Here is an 18841-nt window from a genome sequence, read left to right as displayed (position 1 = left end):
CCCGCGGACGGGGCGGGGGACAGCGGGGGCCGGCGGGGTACCCGGGCCGTATGAACGAACACGACGAGCGGGGCACCACGATGACCGGAGTCGACCCCAGCCGACTGGACGACCAGCAGCTCATGAAGGAGCTGGAGACGATCCACCGCACACGCCACGACACCCTGCTGTACGGCTCGAACGACGCGCTGCGGGCCCACAACGAGCGCATGGCGCAGCTGGAGGGCGAGTTCCTGCGCCGCAACCCGCGCCGCCTGGTCAGCGCGGCCCGCACCCGCGAGGGCGCCCGTGAGCGCGGCAGCGGCGACGCGGCGACCCCGGAGACGTCCGGCACCTGAGTCGGCCTCCGGGGCCCCCGCGACACACCGCAACCCCACCCGTGACGCACCGGGGCCGGCCCGCCGCACGGCGGGCCGGCCCCGGTGGCGGAGCGCCACCGGCCGGGCACCCCCGAGCCGGGGCCCTCAGCCGGCCTCGCCGGCGAACACGTGCAGGAACGCCTCGCAGAACGCCTTCAGGTCGTCCGGCTTGCGGCTGGTGACCAGCTTGTTGGACCCGTGGTCGCAGATCTTCACCTGCTCGTCCACCCAGGTGCCGCCCGCGTTCTCGATGTCCGTGCGCAGGCTCGGCCACGAGGTCAGCACCCGGCCGCGCACGACGTCCGCCTCCACCAGCGTCCACGGGGCGTGGCAGATCGCGGCGACCGGCCGGCCCCGGTCGAAGAAGCCCTTCACGAACCCGACGGCCCCCTCGTCCATCCGCAGGAAGTCCGGGTTGGCCACCCCGCCGGGCAGCACGAGCCCGCCGAACGCGTCGGCCGACGCCTCACCCACGACCTCGTCCACGGGAAAGGTGTCCGCCTTGTCGAGATGGTTGAACGCCTGGATCTTCCCGGAACCGGTCGACACCAGCACCGGTTCGTGCCCGGCGTCGGAGGCCGCCTTCCACGGCTCGGTCAGTTCGACCTGCTCGACACCCTCGGGCGCCACCAGGAACGCGATCCGCATGGTTCCTCACCTTCCTCTTGCAGTTCCTCTTCCAGCTTCTTCCCGGCACGTCCGGCGACCTGCCCGACCCCGACGCGCCGCTCGTGTGTCCGGGCCGCCGCCGGGCAGCGCGGCAGCGGCCTCACCCGGTCGGCGGGCCGACGCGCCGACGGGCCCGGGCCGTCGGGCGGCAGCGGCTCGGGGAAGCCGCGGACGCGCCGTCCCACGGGCCCGGGCCCCTGCGGCCGGCGTCCACGGCCGCACGCGCACCCGGGACCGCCGCGCACGGGGTCCCGGCCGCCCGGCCGTCGTTCACCCGTTGCCCACCAGCGCCTCGGCCGCCTGCTGCAGGTTCTCGTACCGTTCGGAACGCGGCAGCGCGGCCACCGCGTCGATCAGCCTGCCGGGCGCGTTGTTCCGGCGCAGCGCCCGGGCCAGCTCACCCGCGTCCGCGGGAAAGGCGTGCCGGTTCAGGTTCCGCGCCAGCGCCAGCCGCACCGTCTCCAGTGACGCGCCCACCTGTCCGGGAGCCACCGGATCGCTCCAGACCTCCGGGTCGTCGTCGGCGGCCGGTTCCGGGTCGTTCCACTCCTCGGCGTGCGTCGGGCGCCCGGACCTGAGCAGGCCCTGCAGCTCGTGCTTCATCTCGTCGTCCCGGTGGACGCTCAGCCGGTCACTGCCTCGCTGCATGTCTCCCTCCACATGGTTGACGATCCGCATCGCGTACCCGGGGACCGGGTGCCGACACGGGATTCCGCGCCGGAAAAGCCCCGTTCCGCGACCTGTCCGCCGTCCGTCCCCCGCCGCACCTCCTGCCCCCTGCCGCACCCGGCCCGGCAGGAACTCCCGCACCTTCACCCTCGCGAGCGCGGAGCCGGGTGCCGCACCCGCGGGAGCCGCGCGGGCGACGGCGGGAACGGTGGATCCGTCCGGTACCGCCCCGGGCCACCGGACGGAGGGGGAAGCCCCGCCGCCGGTGCCCGTCACGGGTCCGCGCCCCGTGCGGGCGGAGATCACCCGTTGGGCCGTTCGCGTCCCGCGAATGGGGTCCGGCCGCGCGCGGCACGGCGCCCACCGGGCTGTGATGGCACCGGGGGCACGATCGCCGTGTCCCGTAGCCGCACCCCGCCCGGGCGTCCGCCGCCCGGCGCCGCCGCCTCGCCGAGGAGTCCGCCCCATGCGCCGCACCGCCCGTGCCCGTCCCCCGTACCGCACCGTCCGCGCCCTGTCCGTCGCGGCCCTGGCCGGCGCCGCACTCGCCCTGGCCGCACCCGCGGCGTCGGCGGGTGCCCCCACCGGGACCTCTGTCTCCGGGGGGCCCGCCCTGGAACCCGCCGTGGGGGAGGCCGCCGCCCGGGGTGCCGCCGCCCGGGTCCCCGCCCCCGGTGGGCCGGGGGAGCCGGGGGGCGTGACGTACGCCTCCGCACGCGGTGGAACCGGGGAACCGTGCGCCCCGGGACAGCCGTGTGGGCAGGAGCAGGAGCAGGAGCAGGAGCAGGAGCAGGAGCAGGGTGAGGCGCTGGTGCCGGGGGACGGACCGGTGCCGGGCGACGACGAGATGCCCGCGGAGCGGACGGCGCCCGGGGAGGACACGGTGCCGGGCAAGGACACGGTGCCGGATGCCGGTGCAGGCGCAGGCGCAGGCGCAGGCGCAGGCGCAGGGGCGGGAACCGGGCACGGGGACGCCCCGGGGCGGGAGTGCGAGCAGGGGAGCGCGGCGTGCGGGAGTGGCGAGGGGGACGGCCGGTGCCCGCCGGGGCAGGCGTGCCCCGGCGGGACCGCGGGGTGCCGGGACGGCGCGACCTGCTCCGGTGGCGGCGCGCAGTGCCGCGAGCCCGGGCAGTGCCACGGTGCCGGGCAGGAGTGCGGCGCCGGACGGGCCTGCACCGAGGACCCCGCGGGCGGGCACGCCGCCTGCCGGGAGCCGCGCGAACCCGCCGGGTGCGCCCCGGCCGGCGTGCAGCACGGCGTCGAGGCCGGGCAGGGGGGCGCCCTCGGCGACTCCGTACCGGCCCTGGCCGCCGGCGGCGCGCTCGTCGCGGCCGCCTGCGGGGGCGCCCTGTACCGGCTGCACGGCCGCGGGCGCTGCGCGGACGGCTGACGCCCGGCACCGGGACGGCCCGTGGTCCCGGCGACTTCGGCCACGGCCATGGAGGGCGGCCGAGCGGGTACACAGCCCTGCGGGAGCGGCACAGCGGACGACCGCGGCAGCGCCGGCGCCGTGCGCACCGCGCACCACCGGCGCTGCGGCCGGCACCGCGGGAGCAGCCGGCGAGGCCGGCACGGCCCGGACGGGAACGGCGGACGGCACCACGGACGGCACCAGGACTGCGCGGAGGCGGACATGCGGCGGACGGACCCCGAGGGCCACGGTCCCGTCCGCTTCGGACCGCCCCTGCCCGGTGACGGCCTGCCCGTCCTGCCCGCCCTCGCCGCCCGCCTCGCCGCCGCGGCGCACCGCGCCGAAGCCCCGCCCGTCGGCGGCGCCCGCGCCCTGCTGGAGGCGGCCTGCGGCTACTGGTCCCGGCGCGGACTGTCCTGCGCCCCCGACCGGGTGGCCGCCGCCCCCGGCGCCCCCGTACTGCTGGTCGCGCTGACCGCCGCACTCGCCGGGGACGGCGGCGACGTCCTCGTCCCGCGCCCCTGCGCCGCCTGGTGGGCGCCCTACGCACGCCTGCTCGGCAGACCCGTCTTCCACGTGCCGACGCCCGCCGAGAGCGGCGGCGTCCCCGACCCGTACGCCCTGCTGGAGACCGTCCGCCGGGTCCGCGCCGAGGGCGGCGACCCCCGGCTGCTGGTGCTGTCCGTCGCCGACGACCCCACCGCCACCGTCGCCCCGCCCGAACTGCTGCACGAGACCGTCGAAGCGGCCGCCGCCGAGGGCCTGCACCTGATCAGCGACGAGACCTGGCGCGACACCCTGCACGACCCGCACGCGACCGTCCTGCTCAGCCCCGCCGAGATGCTGCCGGACCGGGTCACCGTCGTCACCGACCTGGCCGGCGCCCTGCTGCCGGCCGGCTGGCCCGCCGCCGTCGCCCGCTTCCCGTCCGGCGCGGCGGGCGAGGGGCTGCACGCGCGCGTGCTCGACGTCCTGACCGCGCTCGACGCGCGGCTCGCCGCGCCGGTCGCCGCCGCGGCCGGGTACGCGCTCGGCGAGCCGCGGCCCGTCACCGAGCGCCGCGCGGCGGCCGTGCGCCTGCACGCGTGCCTGGCCGCCGCCGCGCACACGGCGGTCCTCACCGCCGGCGCGCTCGCCCGGCCGCCGCAGGCCGGCCGCCACCTGTACGCCGACCTCGGCCCGCTGCGCGAAGCGCTCGCCGGGCACGGTGTCGGCGACGCGCAGGAACTGGAGGACTTCCTCACCGCCCGGCTCGGCGTGCCCGCGCCCGGCGGACACCGCTTCGGCGACGACCTCGGGGCGCTGCGCGTGCGGCTCGCCACGGGGTCCCTGCTGGGGGAAACGGAGGAGGAGCGCACGCAATCCCTCACCGCGCCCTCACCGTTGGAACTGCCACACGTGCAACGCGCGTTGAACGCCCTGGGGTCGGTCTTCGGCGATCTCCGCGACGACGCTCGGCGATGGGAGTTCCCTCGATGACGCAGCAGACGGACGAACCCGCGTCCACGACCGGCACGACCGGCACGACCGGCACGACCGGCGCGACCGGCGCGACCGCGGCGAGCAGCGCCACGGCGGCGACGGCGGTCACCGGAGTCACGACCGCGACGACAGCGGCCGCCACGGCCCCGACGGGTGCGACGACAGCGGCTCCCGCCGGCGCCACGACCGCGCCGGACGGCGCCGCCGGCCTCCCCGCGGCCCCGGACCCGGCTCCGGACGCCTCCCCCGCGCCACCGCACCCGCCGCTGGCCGGGCCCCGCCCGCTCGGCGAACACCGGGTGTGGCCGCGGACCTTCCGCGACCGGCTCACCGCGCCCCTGCCCGGACTCAGGGCCCTCGCCCGCTTCGCCCGCGAGGGCGCCGTGCGCCCCGGCCCCGAAGGCCTCGCCGACATCCCGCGGCTGCCGTACCGGCCCGGCCCGCTGCCCCGCACCGACGCCCGCACCGTCGCCGTCACCTGGGCGGGACACGCCAGTTGGGTCGTGCGGATCGGCGGGCTGACCGTCCTCACCGACCCCGTCTGGTCCCGTCGCATCCTGGGCACCCCGGCCCGCGTCACCCCCGTCGGCGTCGCCTGGGAGGCACTGCCGCGCGTCGACGCGGTCGTCGTCAGCCACAACCACTACGACCACCTGGACGCCCCCACCCTGCGCCGGCTCCCGCGCGAGACCCCGGTGTTCGTCCCCGCCGGACTCGGCCCCTGGTTCCGGCGGCGCCGGTTCACCCGCGTCACCGAGCTGGACTGGTGGGAGGCGGCCGAACTGTCCGGCGTCCGCTTCGACTTCGTGCCCTCCCACCACTGGTCCAAGCGCACCCTCACCGACACCTGCCGCAGCCTGTGGGGCGGCTGGGTCCTGACCGACGCCGACGAGCAGCGCGTCCACTTCGCCGGCGACACCGGCTACGGCCACTGGTTCTCCCGCATCGGCCGCCGTTACCCCGGCATCGACCTGACGCTCATGCCCATCGGCGCCTACGACCCCCGGTGGTGGCTCAGCGACGTCCACTGCGACCCGGAGGAGGCCGTCCGGGCCGCCGTCGACCTGGGGGCGCGCCGCATGGCCCCCATGCACTGGGGCACGTTCGTCCTCTCGGCGGAGCCGGTCCTCGAACCGCTCACGCGGGTCCGGGCGGCCTGGGACGGGGCGGGGCTGGACCGGGAGGACCTGTGGGACCTGCCGGTGGGGGGATCGCGCGTACTGGAGTGAGCGGGAGGGCAGGGCGGCGGCACGCGGCGCGACGCGGTGTCCCCCGTCCCCGGGGCGCACGGTGTGCCGGTGCCCGACGCGTACGCGCCGGCGCGCACGCGGCCGGCCGCCGGCCCGTACGGGGCGCACGCCGCGGCGACCGGCCCACCCCGGGACGCCGCACCGCTCCGCGCCGCCGTCCCGGGACGCCGCACCGCCCCGGCGGCGCCCTACCGCGCGGCCTCCCGCACCCGCCGCACCACTCCCGGCGCCCCGCTGACCACCACCGTCAGCGCGACCGCCGCCACCACGCCCTCCCAGGGCTCCTTGAACAGCGAGCCCCCCAGAATGCCGATCACCTGGTACGTCGCCGCCCACGCCAGGCAGGCCGGCAGGTTGCCCCGGCTGAAGCGCCGCAACGGCCACTTCGCCATCAGACAGGCCAGCATCACCGGTATCCGGCCCGCCGGGACCAGCCGCGACAGCACCAGCACGGCCACCCCGTGCTCGGCCAGCTTCCCCTGCGCCTGCGCGAGCCGTTCCTCCGGGGCCCGCGACCGTATCGCCTCCAGCCAGCGCGAGCCGTTCCTCGACCGCATCCCGCGCCGGCCCAGCCAGTACAGCGCCGCGTCCCCGAGGAAGGCCGCCAGCGACGCCGTCACGAACACCAGCGCCAGCGAGAACGGCGTCGCCCGGTGGAACGCCACCACCGCCGCCGAACTCACCAGCGCGCCCGTCGGCACGACCGGCACCAGCGCCCCGACCAGGACCAGCAGGAACAGCGACGGGTAGCCGAGGGCCTGCTGGCCGGGGCCCGGCAGCACGTCCCGCGTCGACACGGCCGCGAGCGTGACCGCGGCCGGCAGCCACCTCACCGCGCGACCTCCAGCCGGGCGCTCTGCCCGTGCCCGAGCCTGTGCACCGCCACCCGCGGCGCGGCCGAGGCCGCCAGCCGCACGAACTCGTCGCCGGGCGCGTGGAACTCGTGCGGACGCACGGCGTCCATACCGATCGGCCAGTACGTGCCGTAGTGCACCGGCACCGCCATGCGCGGCGCCAGCCGGGCCAGCGCCCGGGCCGCCCGCCCCGCGTCCAGGTGCCCCTCTCCGAGGTACGGCCCCCAGCCGCCCACCGGCAGCAGTGCCACGTCGACGGGCCCGACCTCCTCGGCCATGGCGTCGAACAGCCCCGTGTCCCCGGCGAAGTAGGTCCGCGCACCGCCCTCGACGACGTACCCGAGGGCGGGGGAGCGGTGCGGTCCGACGGGCAACCGCCGCCCGTCGTGCTGTGCCGGCACCACCCGTACCAGCAGCTCCCCGATCCGCACCTCGTCGCCCGCGGCCACCTCGGTCAGGGGCAGTTGCCGAAGCCGGCGCAGCCCCGGTACCGCCCGTGGTGCGCCCCGGGGCACGAGCAGGCGCGTGCCCGGGGCCAGGGCGGCCAGCGAAGGCAGGTGGAGGTGGTCGGCGTGCAGGTGGGAGACCAGTACGACGTCCGCGCGGCGGGCCTCGGCGGGCGGCACCGGACCCCGGCGGCGACGCAGGTGGGCGAGCCGGCGGGCGAACAGGGGATCGGTGAGCACGCGTGTGTTCGAATCCTCGATCGTGCAGGTGGCATGGCCCCACCAGGTGATCTCCACCGGCACCTCTTCCCCTCCTTCGTGCGACTCCCCCGAAGCCTACGGGCAGGAGTAGGGTCGGCGGCGAAACCCGGAGGTGAGGGGGACGCCATGGGACAATTGCGGGGCGCCTCGGGCGGGTGCGCGCCGGTACGGGTCACCGCCATCGCGAGCCTGACACCTCTGGAGGAGCTGGAGGCCGACCCCTTCCTCGTCGACTCCCGCAGCCAGCACGCGATGTGCGCGCGCTGGGCGGCCGAGCGCGGTTACGTGGTCGCGCGCGAACTCCTCGTCGGTGGGCTCCGCTTCGACCACTGCGCGCTGTGGGACGGCGTCCGGCCCGGCGTCGACGTCTTCGTCGCCCCCAGCCGGCGCGTACTGGAGCGCGCCCTGTCCTCGGTGGAGGAGTTCACCGCCGAGTGCGCGCGGCGCGGGGTGCGCGTGGAGACGGTGGGACGGGCCGAACCGGCGTACGACGCACAGATGAAGGCACGCGTGCACCGCAGGCTGTCGATGCCGACGGCGGGGTACGACGGGCGCTGACCCCTAAGGGGGGCGGACGCCGCCCGCCGGGGCTGGCCGGCCCGTGTGACAAGGTGGAGCCTGGCCCCGAGGTCGTCGAGCGGGCCGGAACGCGAGGTGTGCGGGGCGTGCGGGGCGTGCCATGGCGCAGGGGCGTCAGCCAGGTCGGGCGGATCGTCGCGGTGTGGGCCGTCTGCACCGTCACCCTGCTCGTCCTCGCCGGGATCCTGCCCGACTTCCAGCTCCAGTCGCCCGACGGCGACAGCGCCACCCGGATCGCCGTCACCGCGGCGTGCGGCGCCGGCGCCTTCGGCGTCCTGTCCGCCGTGGTGTGGCCGCTCCTGGTCCGGCTGCTGCTGCTCGTGCCCGCACTCGTCCTCGGCCTGCTGGTCTTCTTCCTCAACGGCTCCCTGCTGCTGCTCGCCCTGCGCATCAACCCCTCCGGCAGCCCCGAGGTCGCCCCGGAGACCGCCGTCATCGTGGCCGCCGCGATGTCCGCCGTCGCCTCGGCCACCGGCGCCGCGCTCGCCGTGCGCGACGACGACGCCTACCGGCGCCGCCTGTCCCGCCTCGCCGACCGCCGCCGGTCCGGCCGGCCCTGCCGGGACACGCCCGGGCTGGTCCTCGTCCAGCTCGACGGCGTCGGCCACGACGTCCTCACCGACGCCGTCCGCAGGGGCCTCATGCCGACCGCCGCCCGCTGGCTGGCGGCGGGCGACGGCCCGCGGGACCCGGCCGGGGCCACCCACCGGCTCACCCCCTGGCGCACCGACTGGTCCAGCCAGACCGGCGCCAGCCAGCTCGGCATCCTGCACGGCAGCACCTTCGACGTGCCGGCGTTCCGCTGGTACGAGAAGGACCGGGGCGAGGTGATGGTGTGCAACCGCCCGACGAGCGCCGCCGAGCTGCAGCGGCGCGCCACGGCGCGCACGGGCGACGGCGGACTGCTCACCGCCGACGGCGCCAGCCGCGGCAACCTGTTCAGCGGCGGCGCCGGCGAACAGGCCCTCGTGCTGTCCATAGCGATCCGCCGCCGCGGCCGGGAGAACCGTTCCCGCGCCGGCTACTTCGCCTACTTCTCCGATCCCGCCAACGCGGTGCGCACCGCCCTGTCCTTCGCCGCCGAGGTCGGTCGGGAGATGGGCCAGTCCACCCGCGCCCGCGTTTGCCGGCAGCGCCCGCGGGTGAGCCGCGGCGGCCTCTACCCCTTCGTCCGCGCCTTCGCCACCGTCGTCGAACGGGACGTCGTCGTCGCCGCGGTGATGGGCGACATGTTCGCCGGCCGCACCGCCGTCTACGCCGACCTGGTCGCCTACGACGAGGTCGCCCACCACTCCGGGCCGCGCAGCCGGGACGCCGCGAAGGTGCTGCACCGCCTCGACCGGGCCCTCGCGCTCATCGAGAAGGCCGCCGAACACGCCCCGCGGCCCTACCGGATCGTCGTCCTGTCGGACCACGGCCAGAGCCCCGGCGAGACCTTCCGCGCCCGCTACGGCCTCACCCTCGCCGACCTCGTCCGGGCCGGCTGCGGACTGCCCGTGCCCCGCCGCGCCGAACGCACCCGCAGCGGCGCCGAGGCCCGCGCCGCCGTCCGGGCGGCGCTGCGCCGGCCCGAGGAGGCAGGCGCGCTGCGCCGCCCCGGCCCCCGCTCCGAACCCGTCGTGCTGGCCTCCGGCAACCTCGGCCTGGTCTCCTTCCCGGACGTGCCGCACCGCATGACCAAGGAGGAGATCGACGCCCGCCACCCCGCGCTGCTGACCACCCTCGCCAACCACCCCGGCATCGGCTTCCTGCTGGTGCGCAGCGAGGAGCACGGCGGCGTGGTGCTCGGCCCCTACGGCACCGAGATCCCGCTGGCCGACCTGGACGACGACCCCGGCCCGCTGGCCCGCTTCGGGCCCGGCGCCGCCGACGCCGTCCGCCGCACCCACTCCTTCCCGCACACCGCCGACATCATGGTGAACTCCGCCTACGAGCCCGCCGACGGCGAAGTCCTGGCCTTCGAGGAGCAGATCGGCTCCCACGGCGGGCTCGGCGGCGCCCAGTCCCGCCCCTTCCTGCTCTCCCCGCTGACCCTGTCCGCCCCGGCCGGGCCGGGTGAGGAGATCGCCGGCGCCGAGCACGTCCACCGGGTGCTGCGCCGCTGGCTGCGCGAGGCGGACGGACCGCAGGTGCCGCTCGGCACGGCGGCCGAGCAGGAGCGGGCCGCCTGAACCCGGGCGCCCCGCGCCGGCCGGCCCCGGGCGGTCACCCGCCGTTCACCCCGGGCGGCGCGGTCTTCGGGGTGGAGCACGGCGGGATGTGATCGGATGGGACACGGAATCCGGCAACCCGGACCCTCATGTGAAAGGAACAGCCGTGGCAACCACGCGCACCGCGCACACCGTCTGGGAAGGCGCCCTGCTCGACGGCAGCGGCGTCGTCACCTTCGACTCCTCCGGCATCGGCGAGCAGCCGGTGTCGTGGCCGTCGCGCGCCGAGCAGGCGAACGGCAGGACCAGCCCGGAGGAGCTGATCGCCGCCGCCCACTCCAGCTGCTTCTCCATGGCCCTCTCGCACGGCCTGGCCGGCGCCGGCACCCCGCCCACCCGCCTGGAGACCAGGGCCGACGTCACCTTCCAGCCCGGTGAGGGCATCACCGGCATCCACCTCACCGTCCGCGGTGAGGTGCCCGGCCTGGACGCGGACGCCTTCCGCGCCGCTGCCGAGGACGCCAAGAAGAACTGCCCGGTCAGCCAGGCCCTGGCCGGTACGACCATCACGCTGACGGCCGAGCTGGCCTGAGGCCCGCACCGCTCCGGATGCCGCGTCCCCGCCGGGACGCGGCATCACCGCCGCCGGGCACCCGCGCGGGCACGGGCCGGCGGGGGCGCCCCCTGCCGTCAGAGGCTCTCGCGGTACTCCCGCAGGAGCTTCTCGGTGCGCTGTACGGAGGCCGCCCGCGCCGTCATGTGGTCCAGCACCTCCAGGTGCGCGGCGACCTCCCGCCGCGAGTCCAGGTACAGCGCGCCGGTCAGGTACTCGGTGAACACCATGTCCGGCAGCTCGGGTTCGGCGAACCGGAACAGCGTGAACGGCGCGTACGTCCCCGGGTGCGGACCGGCCGCGAACTCGGCGAGCTGCAGGGTGACCCGGTCCCGCACGGCGTACTCCAGCAGCCGGTCCAACTGGTCGCGCATCACCCCGGGGTGCGCGCTCACCGGACGCCGCAGCACCGTCTCGTCCATGATCACCCACAGGTGGGGCGGATCGTCCGCCTCCAGCAGCCGCTGCCGCTCCATGCGCAGCGACACGTGCCGCTCCACGGCCTCCGGGCCGGTGTGGCCGATCGTCCCGGCCTCCATCACCGCGCGCGCGTACGCCTCGGTCTGCAGCAGGCCGGGCACGAAGTGCGGCTCGTAGGAGCGGATGATGCGGGCCGCGCCCTCCAGACTCACGTACATGCTGAACCAGTCCGGCAGCACGTCGTGGTACCGCTGCCACCAGCCCGGCCGGTTCGCCTCCTCGGCCAGCCGCACGAACGCGGCCGCCTCCTCCTCGACCACCCCGTAGGCCTCCAGCAACACCTGCACGTAGGGAATCTTCAGCGCGACGTCGGCCGTCTCCATCCGCCGCACGGTCGCCGGGGCCACCCGCAGTACCCGGGCGGCCTCCTCACGGCTGAGGCCGGCCGCCTCCCGCAGCTCCTGCAACCGCTTGCCGAGCACCACCTGGCCCACGGTGGGCGCAGCCCGCCGCTCACTCATGCCACGCCCTCCCCACCCGCGCCGAGTACGCGAGCAGTCTGCCACGCCGCGCCGCTGCGCACAGGCGCCCGGGGAAACCCCCCTCCGGCGGGCCCGCTCAGCCGACGAGCGTGTGCAGGTACTTGACGGTCGCCGGGTCCGCGGGCAGGAACGTCTCGATGGCGAGTTCGGCGACCGTGATGTCCATGGGCGTGTTGAAGGTCGCGATGGACGACACGAACGACAGCGTCCGGCCCGCGTGCTCGATCCGCAGCGGCAGGGCGAAGTACGGTACACGCCCGGCCGGTTCGGCGGGTCCGGTACCGGCCGCGTCCTCGGGCACCGGGTAGCCCGCCACCTCCTCGTACAGGGCGCGCAGGCCGTCCGAGCGCTGCAGCGCGATCTGCCGTTCCATCTGCGCCAGCAGGTGCCCGCGCCACTCGCGCAGGTTGCGGATGCGCGGCGCGAGGCCCTGCGGGTGCAGAGTGAGCCGCATCGCGTTCGGCGCGGGTGTCAGCAGCGACTCCGGTACGCCCTCCAGCAGCATGCCGATGCCACGGTTGGCCGCGAGCACGGTGTACGTGCCGTCGACCACCAGCGCCGGGTAGGGCTCGTAGCCCTGGATGAGCCGTTCCATGCCGTCGCGCAGCGCGTCCAGCGCCGGGTTGTCCAGCGCTGTCTCCGGGTACCGCGGCGCGTAACCGGCCGCCAGCAGCAGGGCGTTGCGTTCGCGCACCGGCACGTCGAGGTGCTCGGCCAACCGCAGCACCATCTCCTCGCTGGGCCGGGACCGACCGGTCTCGATGAAGCTGATGTGCCGGGCGGAGGAGTCGGCGCGCAGTGCCAGCTCCAGCTGGGAGACCCGGCGCCGTTCCCGCCAGGCGCGCAGCAGCGGGCCGATGCCCCTGCCGGCCCTGTCGGCGGCGGCGGATGAGGGACCGGTCGCGACAATGGTCATACGGACGACCGTAGCCGAGGAGCCCGGCCGGGCTCCCCGGCCACGGCCGTCCGAACGGGCCTAACGCCCGGGCGCCCGGCCGTGGCAGGCCGGCCGGGCGCCCGCCACCCATCCGCCACGCACGACGCCGGCCACGCACCCACCACACCGACCACGCCTCACTTGGCCCGTCCGCACCCCCGCCCCGGTGGATCCTCCCCGGGTCCGCCCGCCCGGCCCGCGCCCGGGCCGCCACGAAAGGAGACCACCATGGCCGTCGCACCGCTGTCGCAGGAGGAGATCGAGGACCGGCTCGCCGAGCTGCCCGGCTGGTCCCTGGACGGGAACCGCCTCACCCGCTCCTACCGGCTCGACTCGCACTTCGCGGCCACGGCCCTGGTCGTGCACATCGCCCGCATCCAGGACGAGCTGGACCACCACTCCGACCTCACCCTCGGGTACCGCACCGTCTCGCTCGGCGTGCACACCCACAGCGCGGGCGGCGCCGTCACCGCCAAGGACTTCGGGCTCGCCCGCAGGGTGGAGGACATCGCCCCGGGCCACGGAGCACACTGAGGGGCGTGCCCGACCACGACGAGGAAGCGCCGGCGCCTGCGACGGCCTCCCGCGGCGGCGAGCCGCGCGCCGAGGCCGCCGCCGGCGCCGTCCTCGGACTGCTGTCCGGCGGCGCGGCCCGTCTCCTCGGCCTCGCCTGCGGCACCGGCCTCGTCACCCGCCGCCTGGCCGCCGCCCGGCCCGCGGGTGACGGGCGCCGACCCCGCCATGGCGCGGACGGCCGCGGCCCGGCTGCCCGGCGTGGTGCTGCGGGCCGACGGCCGCCGGCTGCCCCTCGTCGGCGCCGCCTTCGACGCGGTCACCGGCACCCGGCCGCCGCACCTGCTGCCCGGCCCCGCCGACGTGCGCGCCGTCCTCGCCGAGTGCGCCCGGGTGCCGCGGCCCGGCGGGGTCTTCGTCACCACCGTCGACCGGGTCGGTGGCTCACGCGCGGACCACTCCCACAAGCACCGCCGGCACGGAGTGAACGTGCAGCGGATCCCGCTGCAGTCCGAACCGCATGACGTCAATCGCCAAGGCCATCCTCACCCCGGAGCGGCACCGCTGAAGAAGCTCGCCGGAGGCAGAGGATTCGCTCAGTTGCAATCCCCGACGGAGGTGAAATTCTTCAACTCGAAAATCCGCCGGAGGCACAAAAATATTCAGTCCGCAAATCCGGCAGAGGCATATGGTTCGATTGGCCGCAACAGCCTTGGCGAAAATTTCTAAACTTGACAGTGTCGTGGAGCTTGCTTATGTTCGTCCGGGTTCTCGTCGATCGATATCCGAAGGTGTTCATGACCGCGCCTCCGACGCTGTCGAAGTTCAGGCAGCAGTTGATTCTTGCCGTTCTTATGGTGTGTTCGCTGTTGATCTGGCTGGACAACACCGTCCTCAGCATTACCCTGGAGACCCTTGCCGACCCGGTCCGTGGACTGGGTGCCGGCCCGGCCGAGCTGCAATGGGCCACAGGTGCATACACCCTGGTCTTCGCCACCTTGATGTTCACCGCCGGCGCACTGGGTGACGGCTTCGGCCACCGGAACGTGCTCGCAATTGGCTTGGTGATCTTCGCCGGGGCCTCGGTCTGGGCGGCGTACGCAGGCGATGCAGGCCAGCTGATTGCCGCCCGGGCCGCGATGGGAGTCGGCGCCGCACTGATCATGCCTGCCAACTTCGCCATCCTGCTGTGGACCTTCACCGGCCCCGGGCGGGCAACCGCAATCGCCATCTCCTCGACGTCCACCGGTGTCGGAATGGCGGCGGGCCCGGTGTTGGCGGGACTCCTGCTCAGCCATTTCTGGTGGGGTTCGGTCTTTCTCGTCAACGTCCCGATCACCGTGCTGGCACTGGCTGGGATCGTCCTGGTGGTCCCCGGTTTCCGCAGCCCCACCGTGCGGCCGCTGGATCCGGCTGGGATATTGCTGTCGATCAGCGGACTCGCGGCGTTGACCTACGGCCTGATTCGCGCGGGGCAGGTGGACGCCTGGAGTCGTTGGGACGTCTGGGCGCCGATCGCGGTCGGGCTTGTCCTGCTGGCCGCTTTCGTGCTCGTCGAATTGAGAAAAAAGGAACCGAGTTTCGATCCCCGGCTGCTTGCCCAGCGGATGTTCGGTGGTGGAAACGCGTCCATGGCGTTGCTGTTCTTCTCCGTGGCCGCCGTCACTTTCTACAACGCGTTCTACATGCAGGGTGCACTGGGCTTCTCGCCGATGAAGGCCGGCTTGGCCAATGTTCCGACCGCGGTCGGCGCTATCGTAGGGGCGCCCCTGGGCGCACATCTGGTTCGCCGGTGGTCGCTGCGCCCTGTCGCCGTGCCGGCGCTCACTGTGGCGGCGTTCACCATGGGCGCGGTCGGACTTCTCGATCTGCACACCCCACTCGTCCGGATCGAGATCCTGCTGTTGGCACAGGGCCTTTCCGTCGGCATGGTGATGGCCCCGGTGACCGGAGCACTGCTCAGCAGCCTGCCGCTGGAACGGTCCGGTGCCGGGTCGGCCGTCACCAACACGGCGCGGCAGGCCGGCAGTGTGATCGGGATTGCGGTGGGCGGCACGATCATGTCGATCGCGTATCGAGGCGCGATCGAACCCTCGCTGAACGATGTCCCGGAGGCGCTGCGGGACGGCGCCCGGGTTTCCGCGGAACAGGCCCGCCACGTCGCCACCACCATCCACCGGCCCGCTCTTGCGCGGGCTGCCGATCATGCGTTCATCCACGCCATGCACGTCGGCGCGGTCTGGATCATGCTCATCGCACTCGTCGCAGCAGTCGTGCTGCTGATCACCTTGCCCGCCGCCGGGAGGAAGAAGGAGCCGACACCGGAGCCGGACCATGAAGGGGCCCGCAGCTCCGAGCCCCGCTCCACCGCGTGACGGGCCGTTCGCGGACGGGGAACGGGAAGAGGTTCCCACTGACCCGCGATGGGGGGCCCACGCCGCCACCACGCTCGATCGGCAAGGCACCTCCGAAGTGAAGGCCTCGCGCAGGCCCGCGGAACCGTCTGCCGCGTTCGACGCCCCCGACCCGATCGCGCGTGCCGGGTCCAACCTCTTCCCGAGCGCGGCAGGCCGTCGCCGCCATCCCATCGCCGGCATCCGAGGGCGGGCTCGCCCATGGGCGGGTGAAGCGGATCCGGTACGGCCTGAAGGTCAGGCGGACCGGGCGGTCCCCCCGTGCGGGTGGGGACCGCCCGGCCCGGTGACCCCGTCGTCCTGTGACGGGATCCCGTACGCGGAGCGTCAGCGGGGACTATTCGAGCAGCTCCGCGTACGAGCCCATGGCCAGGGCGATGTCCGCCTCGGCCCAGAACCGGTGGTACGTGAACACGGGCGCGGCGCCGCCCTTGAGGTAGGCCTCGATCTTCGACCAGGCCGGGTCGTTCTTGTAGAAGGACCGGATCGAGGAGAACGTCGACGTCGAGGTGATCGCGTCGCCGTTGGGCATCTTCCCGCTCCAGCCGCTCGGCACGTACAGGCTGTCGTTGAACCGGCTGTAGTCGCTGCGGGTCTCCGGGACGGCGATGCCCAGGCTGTCCTGGTGGTTGTCCCACATGCCGTCCAGCAGCGCCTTCGCCGTCGCCTTCGCCGTCGCGTCACCGGACCTGGCGGCGTAGTAGCTCAGCGTCTTGGCGTAGGCGGCCGCCACACCGACGTCGTCGGTGTAGTCGGCCACCGTCACGTGCAGCCCGTTGTTGGAGCCGGGGCTCGACGCGTTCCAGGTGTCGGGCTGGCCCGACCACTGGAGGGTGGAGGGGATGCGGAAGGTGCCGTCCGGGTTGACCGTGGTCTTGGACAGCGCCCACTTCACCCACTTGTCCAGGACCGCCTTCGCCTGGGCGTTCCCGGTCTGCTGGTAGTACTCGGCGACCCGCTCCATGGACCAGGCCTGGAAGCCGAACCACTGGTTCGACGGCGGGTCGTGGTAGACCGGCTGCGGGTCGTAGTACATGCCGTAGAACGTGGCCGTGCCGGCCGGCGGGGTGGCGTACCGGCCCTGCCAGCTGTTGGTCGCGCCGCCCGCGATGCCGCCTTCCGACGACTGCAGCCACTGGTAGAACTCCAGCTGCCGCTGCAGCGACTTGCCCCAGTCGGCCGCGCCCGTGGCCGACTTCGGCTTCAGGTCGGCGGTGGAGCTGAGCGCGTACGCGGCCAGCGGGTTCTGGTAGCCGCCGTGGACATGGCTGGAGCCGATGCGCCACGCCCAGCCGGCGCTGGTGTCGTTCGCGCCGCCCCAGGCGTAGTACCAGGACAGCAGGTAGTGCGAGGCGTCCTTGCCGGTGCCGGCCGCGCAGGACGACGGCCCCACACAGGCACCGACCTTCTTGAAGTACTTGTCGTACATCGCGTAGCGCAGGTAGTCGCCCATCTTGGCCGCCTTGGCGACCGTCGCCGAGACGTCACCGCTCTTGCCCTGCGCCTTGGCCCACACGTCCGCCCAGTACGCGGCCTGCACCGCACGCGCGTCGGCGTCCGGGGCGTCCGTGTACTTCCACTGCCTGGCGTACGAGGAGTCGCCGGTGAACAGATCCAGGTAGCCGTTGGTGCCGCCGTACTTGAACGCGTCGCAGGTCGGCTGCGGAACGGTCTCCCACACCGACTCCTGCGCGCCGCGCTGGAAGGTGTTGAGGTACGACGGACCGGTGGCCGCCGGGCCCGCCTCGCACTTGCCGGGCTCGTCGCCGTAGCCGTAGACGTTGTCGACGTCCTGGATCCAGTGCATGCCGTAGACGTCGTCCGTGCCGTACGCGCTCTTCAGCTCACCGGCGATCGGGTCCGTCCCCACCGGCACCGAGGAGTCGAGCTTCGCCGGGTACTCGTTGGGCGTGTCCAGCTCCGGGGCGTAGGTCGCCGGCTTGGATGCGTTGTAGAAGGAGTTGGTCGGCTGGTCGGCGTGGGTGGGGATCATGTACTTCTCCATGATGTCCCAGGCGCCGTTGAACTTGGACCAGTCGCCGGTGACCTTGCCGTACATCGCCTGCAGCCACAGCAGGTAGCTGTACGCCTCCGACGTGGTCTCGTGGCCGTGGTCCGGGGCCTCGACGATCAGCGTCTCCACCGAGTGGTACGGGATGCCCTCGGGGGAGAAGTAGCCGTTCGCCGGGTTGGTGATCCTGCCGTAGAGGTCCAGGAAGCGGGCGTCGTACGCCTTCGACCCGGCCAGCTCCGTCACCGTGACCGTCGCCTTGCCGTAGCCCGTCGCCGATGCGGTGAAGGTGGCGCTGCCGGTGCCGGAGGAGTCGGCCGTGACGGTCACCTTCTGCGCCGTGTTCCAGGTGGACGGCGTGAAGGTGAGCGACGCGCCGCCGGTGACCGACAGGCCCGTGTTCCCGCCCGTGCGCGCCACGCTCACGGTCACGTTCGCGCTCGGCTGCGTCGACAGCTTCACGTCGAACGTCCCGCTCTTGCCCTGCTGGACGCCGAGCTGGGCCGGCGAGGCCACCACCGCCGGCCCCGAGGCCACCGTGATGCCGACCGGGACCGATTCGGCGGAGGCGCCCAGACTGTCGTACGCCTTCGCCACCAGAGAATGACTGCCCACGGTCAAACCAGTGGCGGAGAGCGCGTACGGCGCGCTCGTGTCGGTGCCGAGCAGCGTGGTGTCGTCGTAGAACTCCACCTTGGCGATCGTCGCGCTGTCGGCCGCCGCCGCGGTCGCCGCGAGCGGCACCGCGTCGCCCTGCGTGTAGACCGCGCCCGCACCGGGGCTGGTCAGCACGGTGACCGGCGGCTGGTGCGCGCCGGCGCAGGTCGTGCCGTTGACCGCGAAGGAGGCGGGGGCCGTGTTGGTGCCGCTGTAGGTGAACTGCGCGCCGGTGGAGACCGCGGCTCCGGCGGCGATCGTGCCGTTGTACGAGGCGTTGCGCACGGTGATGTTCTGGCCGGACTGCGACCAGCTGCCGTTCCAGCCGCCGGTCAGCTTCTGGCTGCCCGTGTAGCCGTAGGTCAGGGTCCAGCCGTCGATCGCGCTCGTGCCGCGGTTGGTGAGGGTGAGGTCGGCGGTGAAGCCCGATCCCCAGTCGTTGGTCTTGTAGTCGACGCTGCACTGCACGGCCGCCGCGTGCGCGGCGGTGGTACCGGTGGCGAGCGTCGTCAGGGGCAGGGCGAGCGCGGCCAGGGCGGCTGTCCACCACCGTCGCGCGGCTCTGCGTCTGCGTCCGGGATCCATGGTGCTGGTTCCTCCTTGC

16 protein-coding genes and 1 pseudogene are annotated in these 18841 nt (G+C 74.5%); 10 read left to right on the top strand and 7 right to left on the bottom strand.

The features are described from left to right. Nucleotides 1-50: 50 nt before the first annotated feature. Nucleotides 51-338 carry a DUF6158 family protein gene (locus QQY24_RS05470; protein ID WP_301971521.1) on the top strand — a complete coding sequence of 96 codons (288 nt, stop codon included), beginning with the start codon at nt 51-53 and terminating at the stop codon, nt 336-338. Nucleotides 339-464: 126 nt separating this feature from the next. On the opposite strand, the gene QQY24_RS05465 is transcribed toward QQY24_RS05470, so the two are convergent. Next, complete coding sequence (locus tag QQY24_RS05465; protein WP_301971520.1) at nt 465-1007, bottom strand: type 1 glutamine amidotransferase domain-containing protein; 543 nt, start codon at nt 1005-1007, stop codon at nt 465-467. A 291-nt stretch (nt 1008-1298) separates the two neighbouring features. Then, nucleotides 1299-1676: a DUF2795 domain-containing protein gene (locus QQY24_RS05460; protein WP_301971519.1), complete on the bottom strand. Its 378-nt coding sequence runs from the start codon at nt 1674-1676 to the stop codon at nt 1299-1301. A gap of 487 nt (nt 1677-2163) precedes the next feature. On the opposite strand from QQY24_RS05460, the gene QQY24_RS05455 reads away from it, so the two are divergent. The 3 genes from QQY24_RS05455 (at nt 2164) to QQY24_RS05445 (ending at nt 5819) form a co-directional block, all read left to right on the top strand. Beyond that, complete coding sequence (locus QQY24_RS05455) at nt 2164-3087, top strand: hypothetical protein (RefSeq protein WP_301971518.1); 924 nt, start codon at nt 2164-2166, stop codon at nt 3085-3087. Nucleotides 3088-3330: 243 nt separating this feature from the next. Further along, nucleotides 3331-4587, top strand: coding sequence for an aminotransferase class I/II-fold pyridoxal phosphate-dependent enzyme (locus QQY24_RS05450; RefSeq protein ID WP_301971517.1), 1257 nt, complete (start codon nt 3331-3333; stop codon nt 4585-4587). Beyond that, nucleotides 4584-5819: an MBL fold metallo-hydrolase gene (locus QQY24_RS05445; RefSeq protein WP_301971516.1), complete on the top strand. Its 1236-nt coding sequence runs from the start codon at nt 4584-4586 to the stop codon at nt 5817-5819. Before QQY24_RS05450 ends, QQY24_RS05445 begins: the two co-directional genes overlap by 4 nt. Before the next feature lie 209 nt (nt 5820-6028). Here QQY24_RS05445 and QQY24_RS05440 read toward each other — a convergent pair whose 3' ends face one another. Both QQY24_RS05440 and QQY24_RS05435 read right to left on the bottom strand, forming a co-directional pair. After that, nucleotides 6029-6637 carry a DedA family protein gene (locus QQY24_RS05440; RefSeq protein ID WP_301976154.1) on the bottom strand — a complete coding sequence of 203 codons (609 nt, stop codon included), beginning with the start codon at nt 6635-6637 and terminating at the stop codon, nt 6029-6031. A 32-nt stretch (nt 6638-6669) separates the two neighbouring features. Further along, nucleotides 6670-7443: an MBL fold metallo-hydrolase gene (locus QQY24_RS05435; RefSeq protein WP_301971515.1), complete on the bottom strand. Its 774-nt coding sequence runs from the start codon at nt 7441-7443 to the stop codon at nt 6670-6672. Nucleotides 7444-7527: 84 nt separating this feature from the next. Between QQY24_RS05435 and QQY24_RS05430 the strand changes: the two genes are divergently transcribed. From QQY24_RS05430 to QQY24_RS05420, 3 genes are all read left to right on the top strand, one after another. Next, the gene (locus QQY24_RS05430; protein ID WP_301971514.1) at nt 7528-7959 is read left to right on the top strand and encodes a hypothetical protein; all 432 of its coding nucleotides are present in this window, start codon (nt 7528-7530) and stop codon (nt 7957-7959) included. Between the two features lie 107 nt (nt 7960-8066). Then, nucleotides 8067-10151, top strand: coding sequence for a phage holin family protein (locus QQY24_RS05425; protein WP_301971513.1), 2085 nt, complete (start codon nt 8067-8069; stop codon nt 10149-10151). 145 nt (nt 10152-10296) lie between these two features. Continuing rightward, on the top strand, nt 10297-10722 hold the full coding sequence (locus tag QQY24_RS05420) for an OsmC family protein (protein WP_301971512.1): 426 nt from the start codon (nt 10297-10299) through the stop codon (nt 10720-10722). 98 nt (nt 10723-10820) lie between these two features. On the opposite strand, the gene QQY24_RS05415 is transcribed toward QQY24_RS05420, so the two are convergent. Continuing rightward, complete coding sequence (locus QQY24_RS05415; protein WP_301971511.1) at nt 10821-11684, bottom strand: helix-turn-helix transcriptional regulator; 864 nt, start codon at nt 11682-11684, stop codon at nt 10821-10823. A gap of 97 nt (nt 11685-11781) precedes the next feature. After that, nucleotides 11782-12621 (bottom strand): helix-turn-helix domain-containing protein, encoded by an 840-nt coding sequence (locus QQY24_RS05410; RefSeq protein WP_301971510.1) that lies wholly within the window; start codon nt 12619-12621, stop codon nt 11782-11784. 249 nt (nt 12622-12870) lie between these two features. Here QQY24_RS05410 and QQY24_RS05405 point away from each other — a divergent pair, with 249 nt between their 5' ends. From QQY24_RS05405 to QQY24_RS05395, 3 genes and pseudogenes are all read left to right on the top strand, one after another. Next, nucleotides 12871-13176: a 4a-hydroxytetrahydrobiopterin dehydratase gene (locus QQY24_RS05405; protein WP_301971509.1), complete on the top strand. Its 306-nt coding sequence runs from the start codon at nt 12871-12873 to the stop codon at nt 13174-13176. A 5-nt stretch (nt 13177-13181) separates the two neighbouring features. Further along, nucleotides 13182-13590 (top strand): annotated as a pseudogene (locus tag QQY24_RS05400) (class I SAM-dependent methyltransferase); the annotation flags it as partial. A 320-nt stretch (nt 13591-13910) separates the two neighbouring features. Then, complete coding sequence (locus QQY24_RS05395; protein ID WP_301971508.1) at nt 13911-15530, top strand: MFS transporter; 1620 nt, start codon at nt 13911-13913, stop codon at nt 15528-15530. A gap of 376 nt (nt 15531-15906) precedes the next feature. Here the strand turns inward: QQY24_RS05395 and QQY24_RS05390 are convergent, their stop codons facing one another. Next, nucleotides 15907-18822, bottom strand: coding sequence for a glycoside hydrolase family 48 protein (locus tag QQY24_RS05390; RefSeq protein ID WP_301971507.1), 2916 nt, complete (start codon nt 18820-18822; stop codon nt 15907-15909). Nucleotides 18823-18841 lie beyond the last annotated feature (19 nt).

The organism is Streptomyces sp. TG1A-8 (assembly GCF_030499535.1).
In the GTDB taxonomy this organism is placed as follows: domain Bacteria; phylum Actinomycetota; class Actinomycetes; order Streptomycetales; family Streptomycetaceae; genus Streptomyces.
Note: the sequence above shows the minus strand (reverse complement) of the source record. Positions and strands in the feature narration are given on the sequence as shown.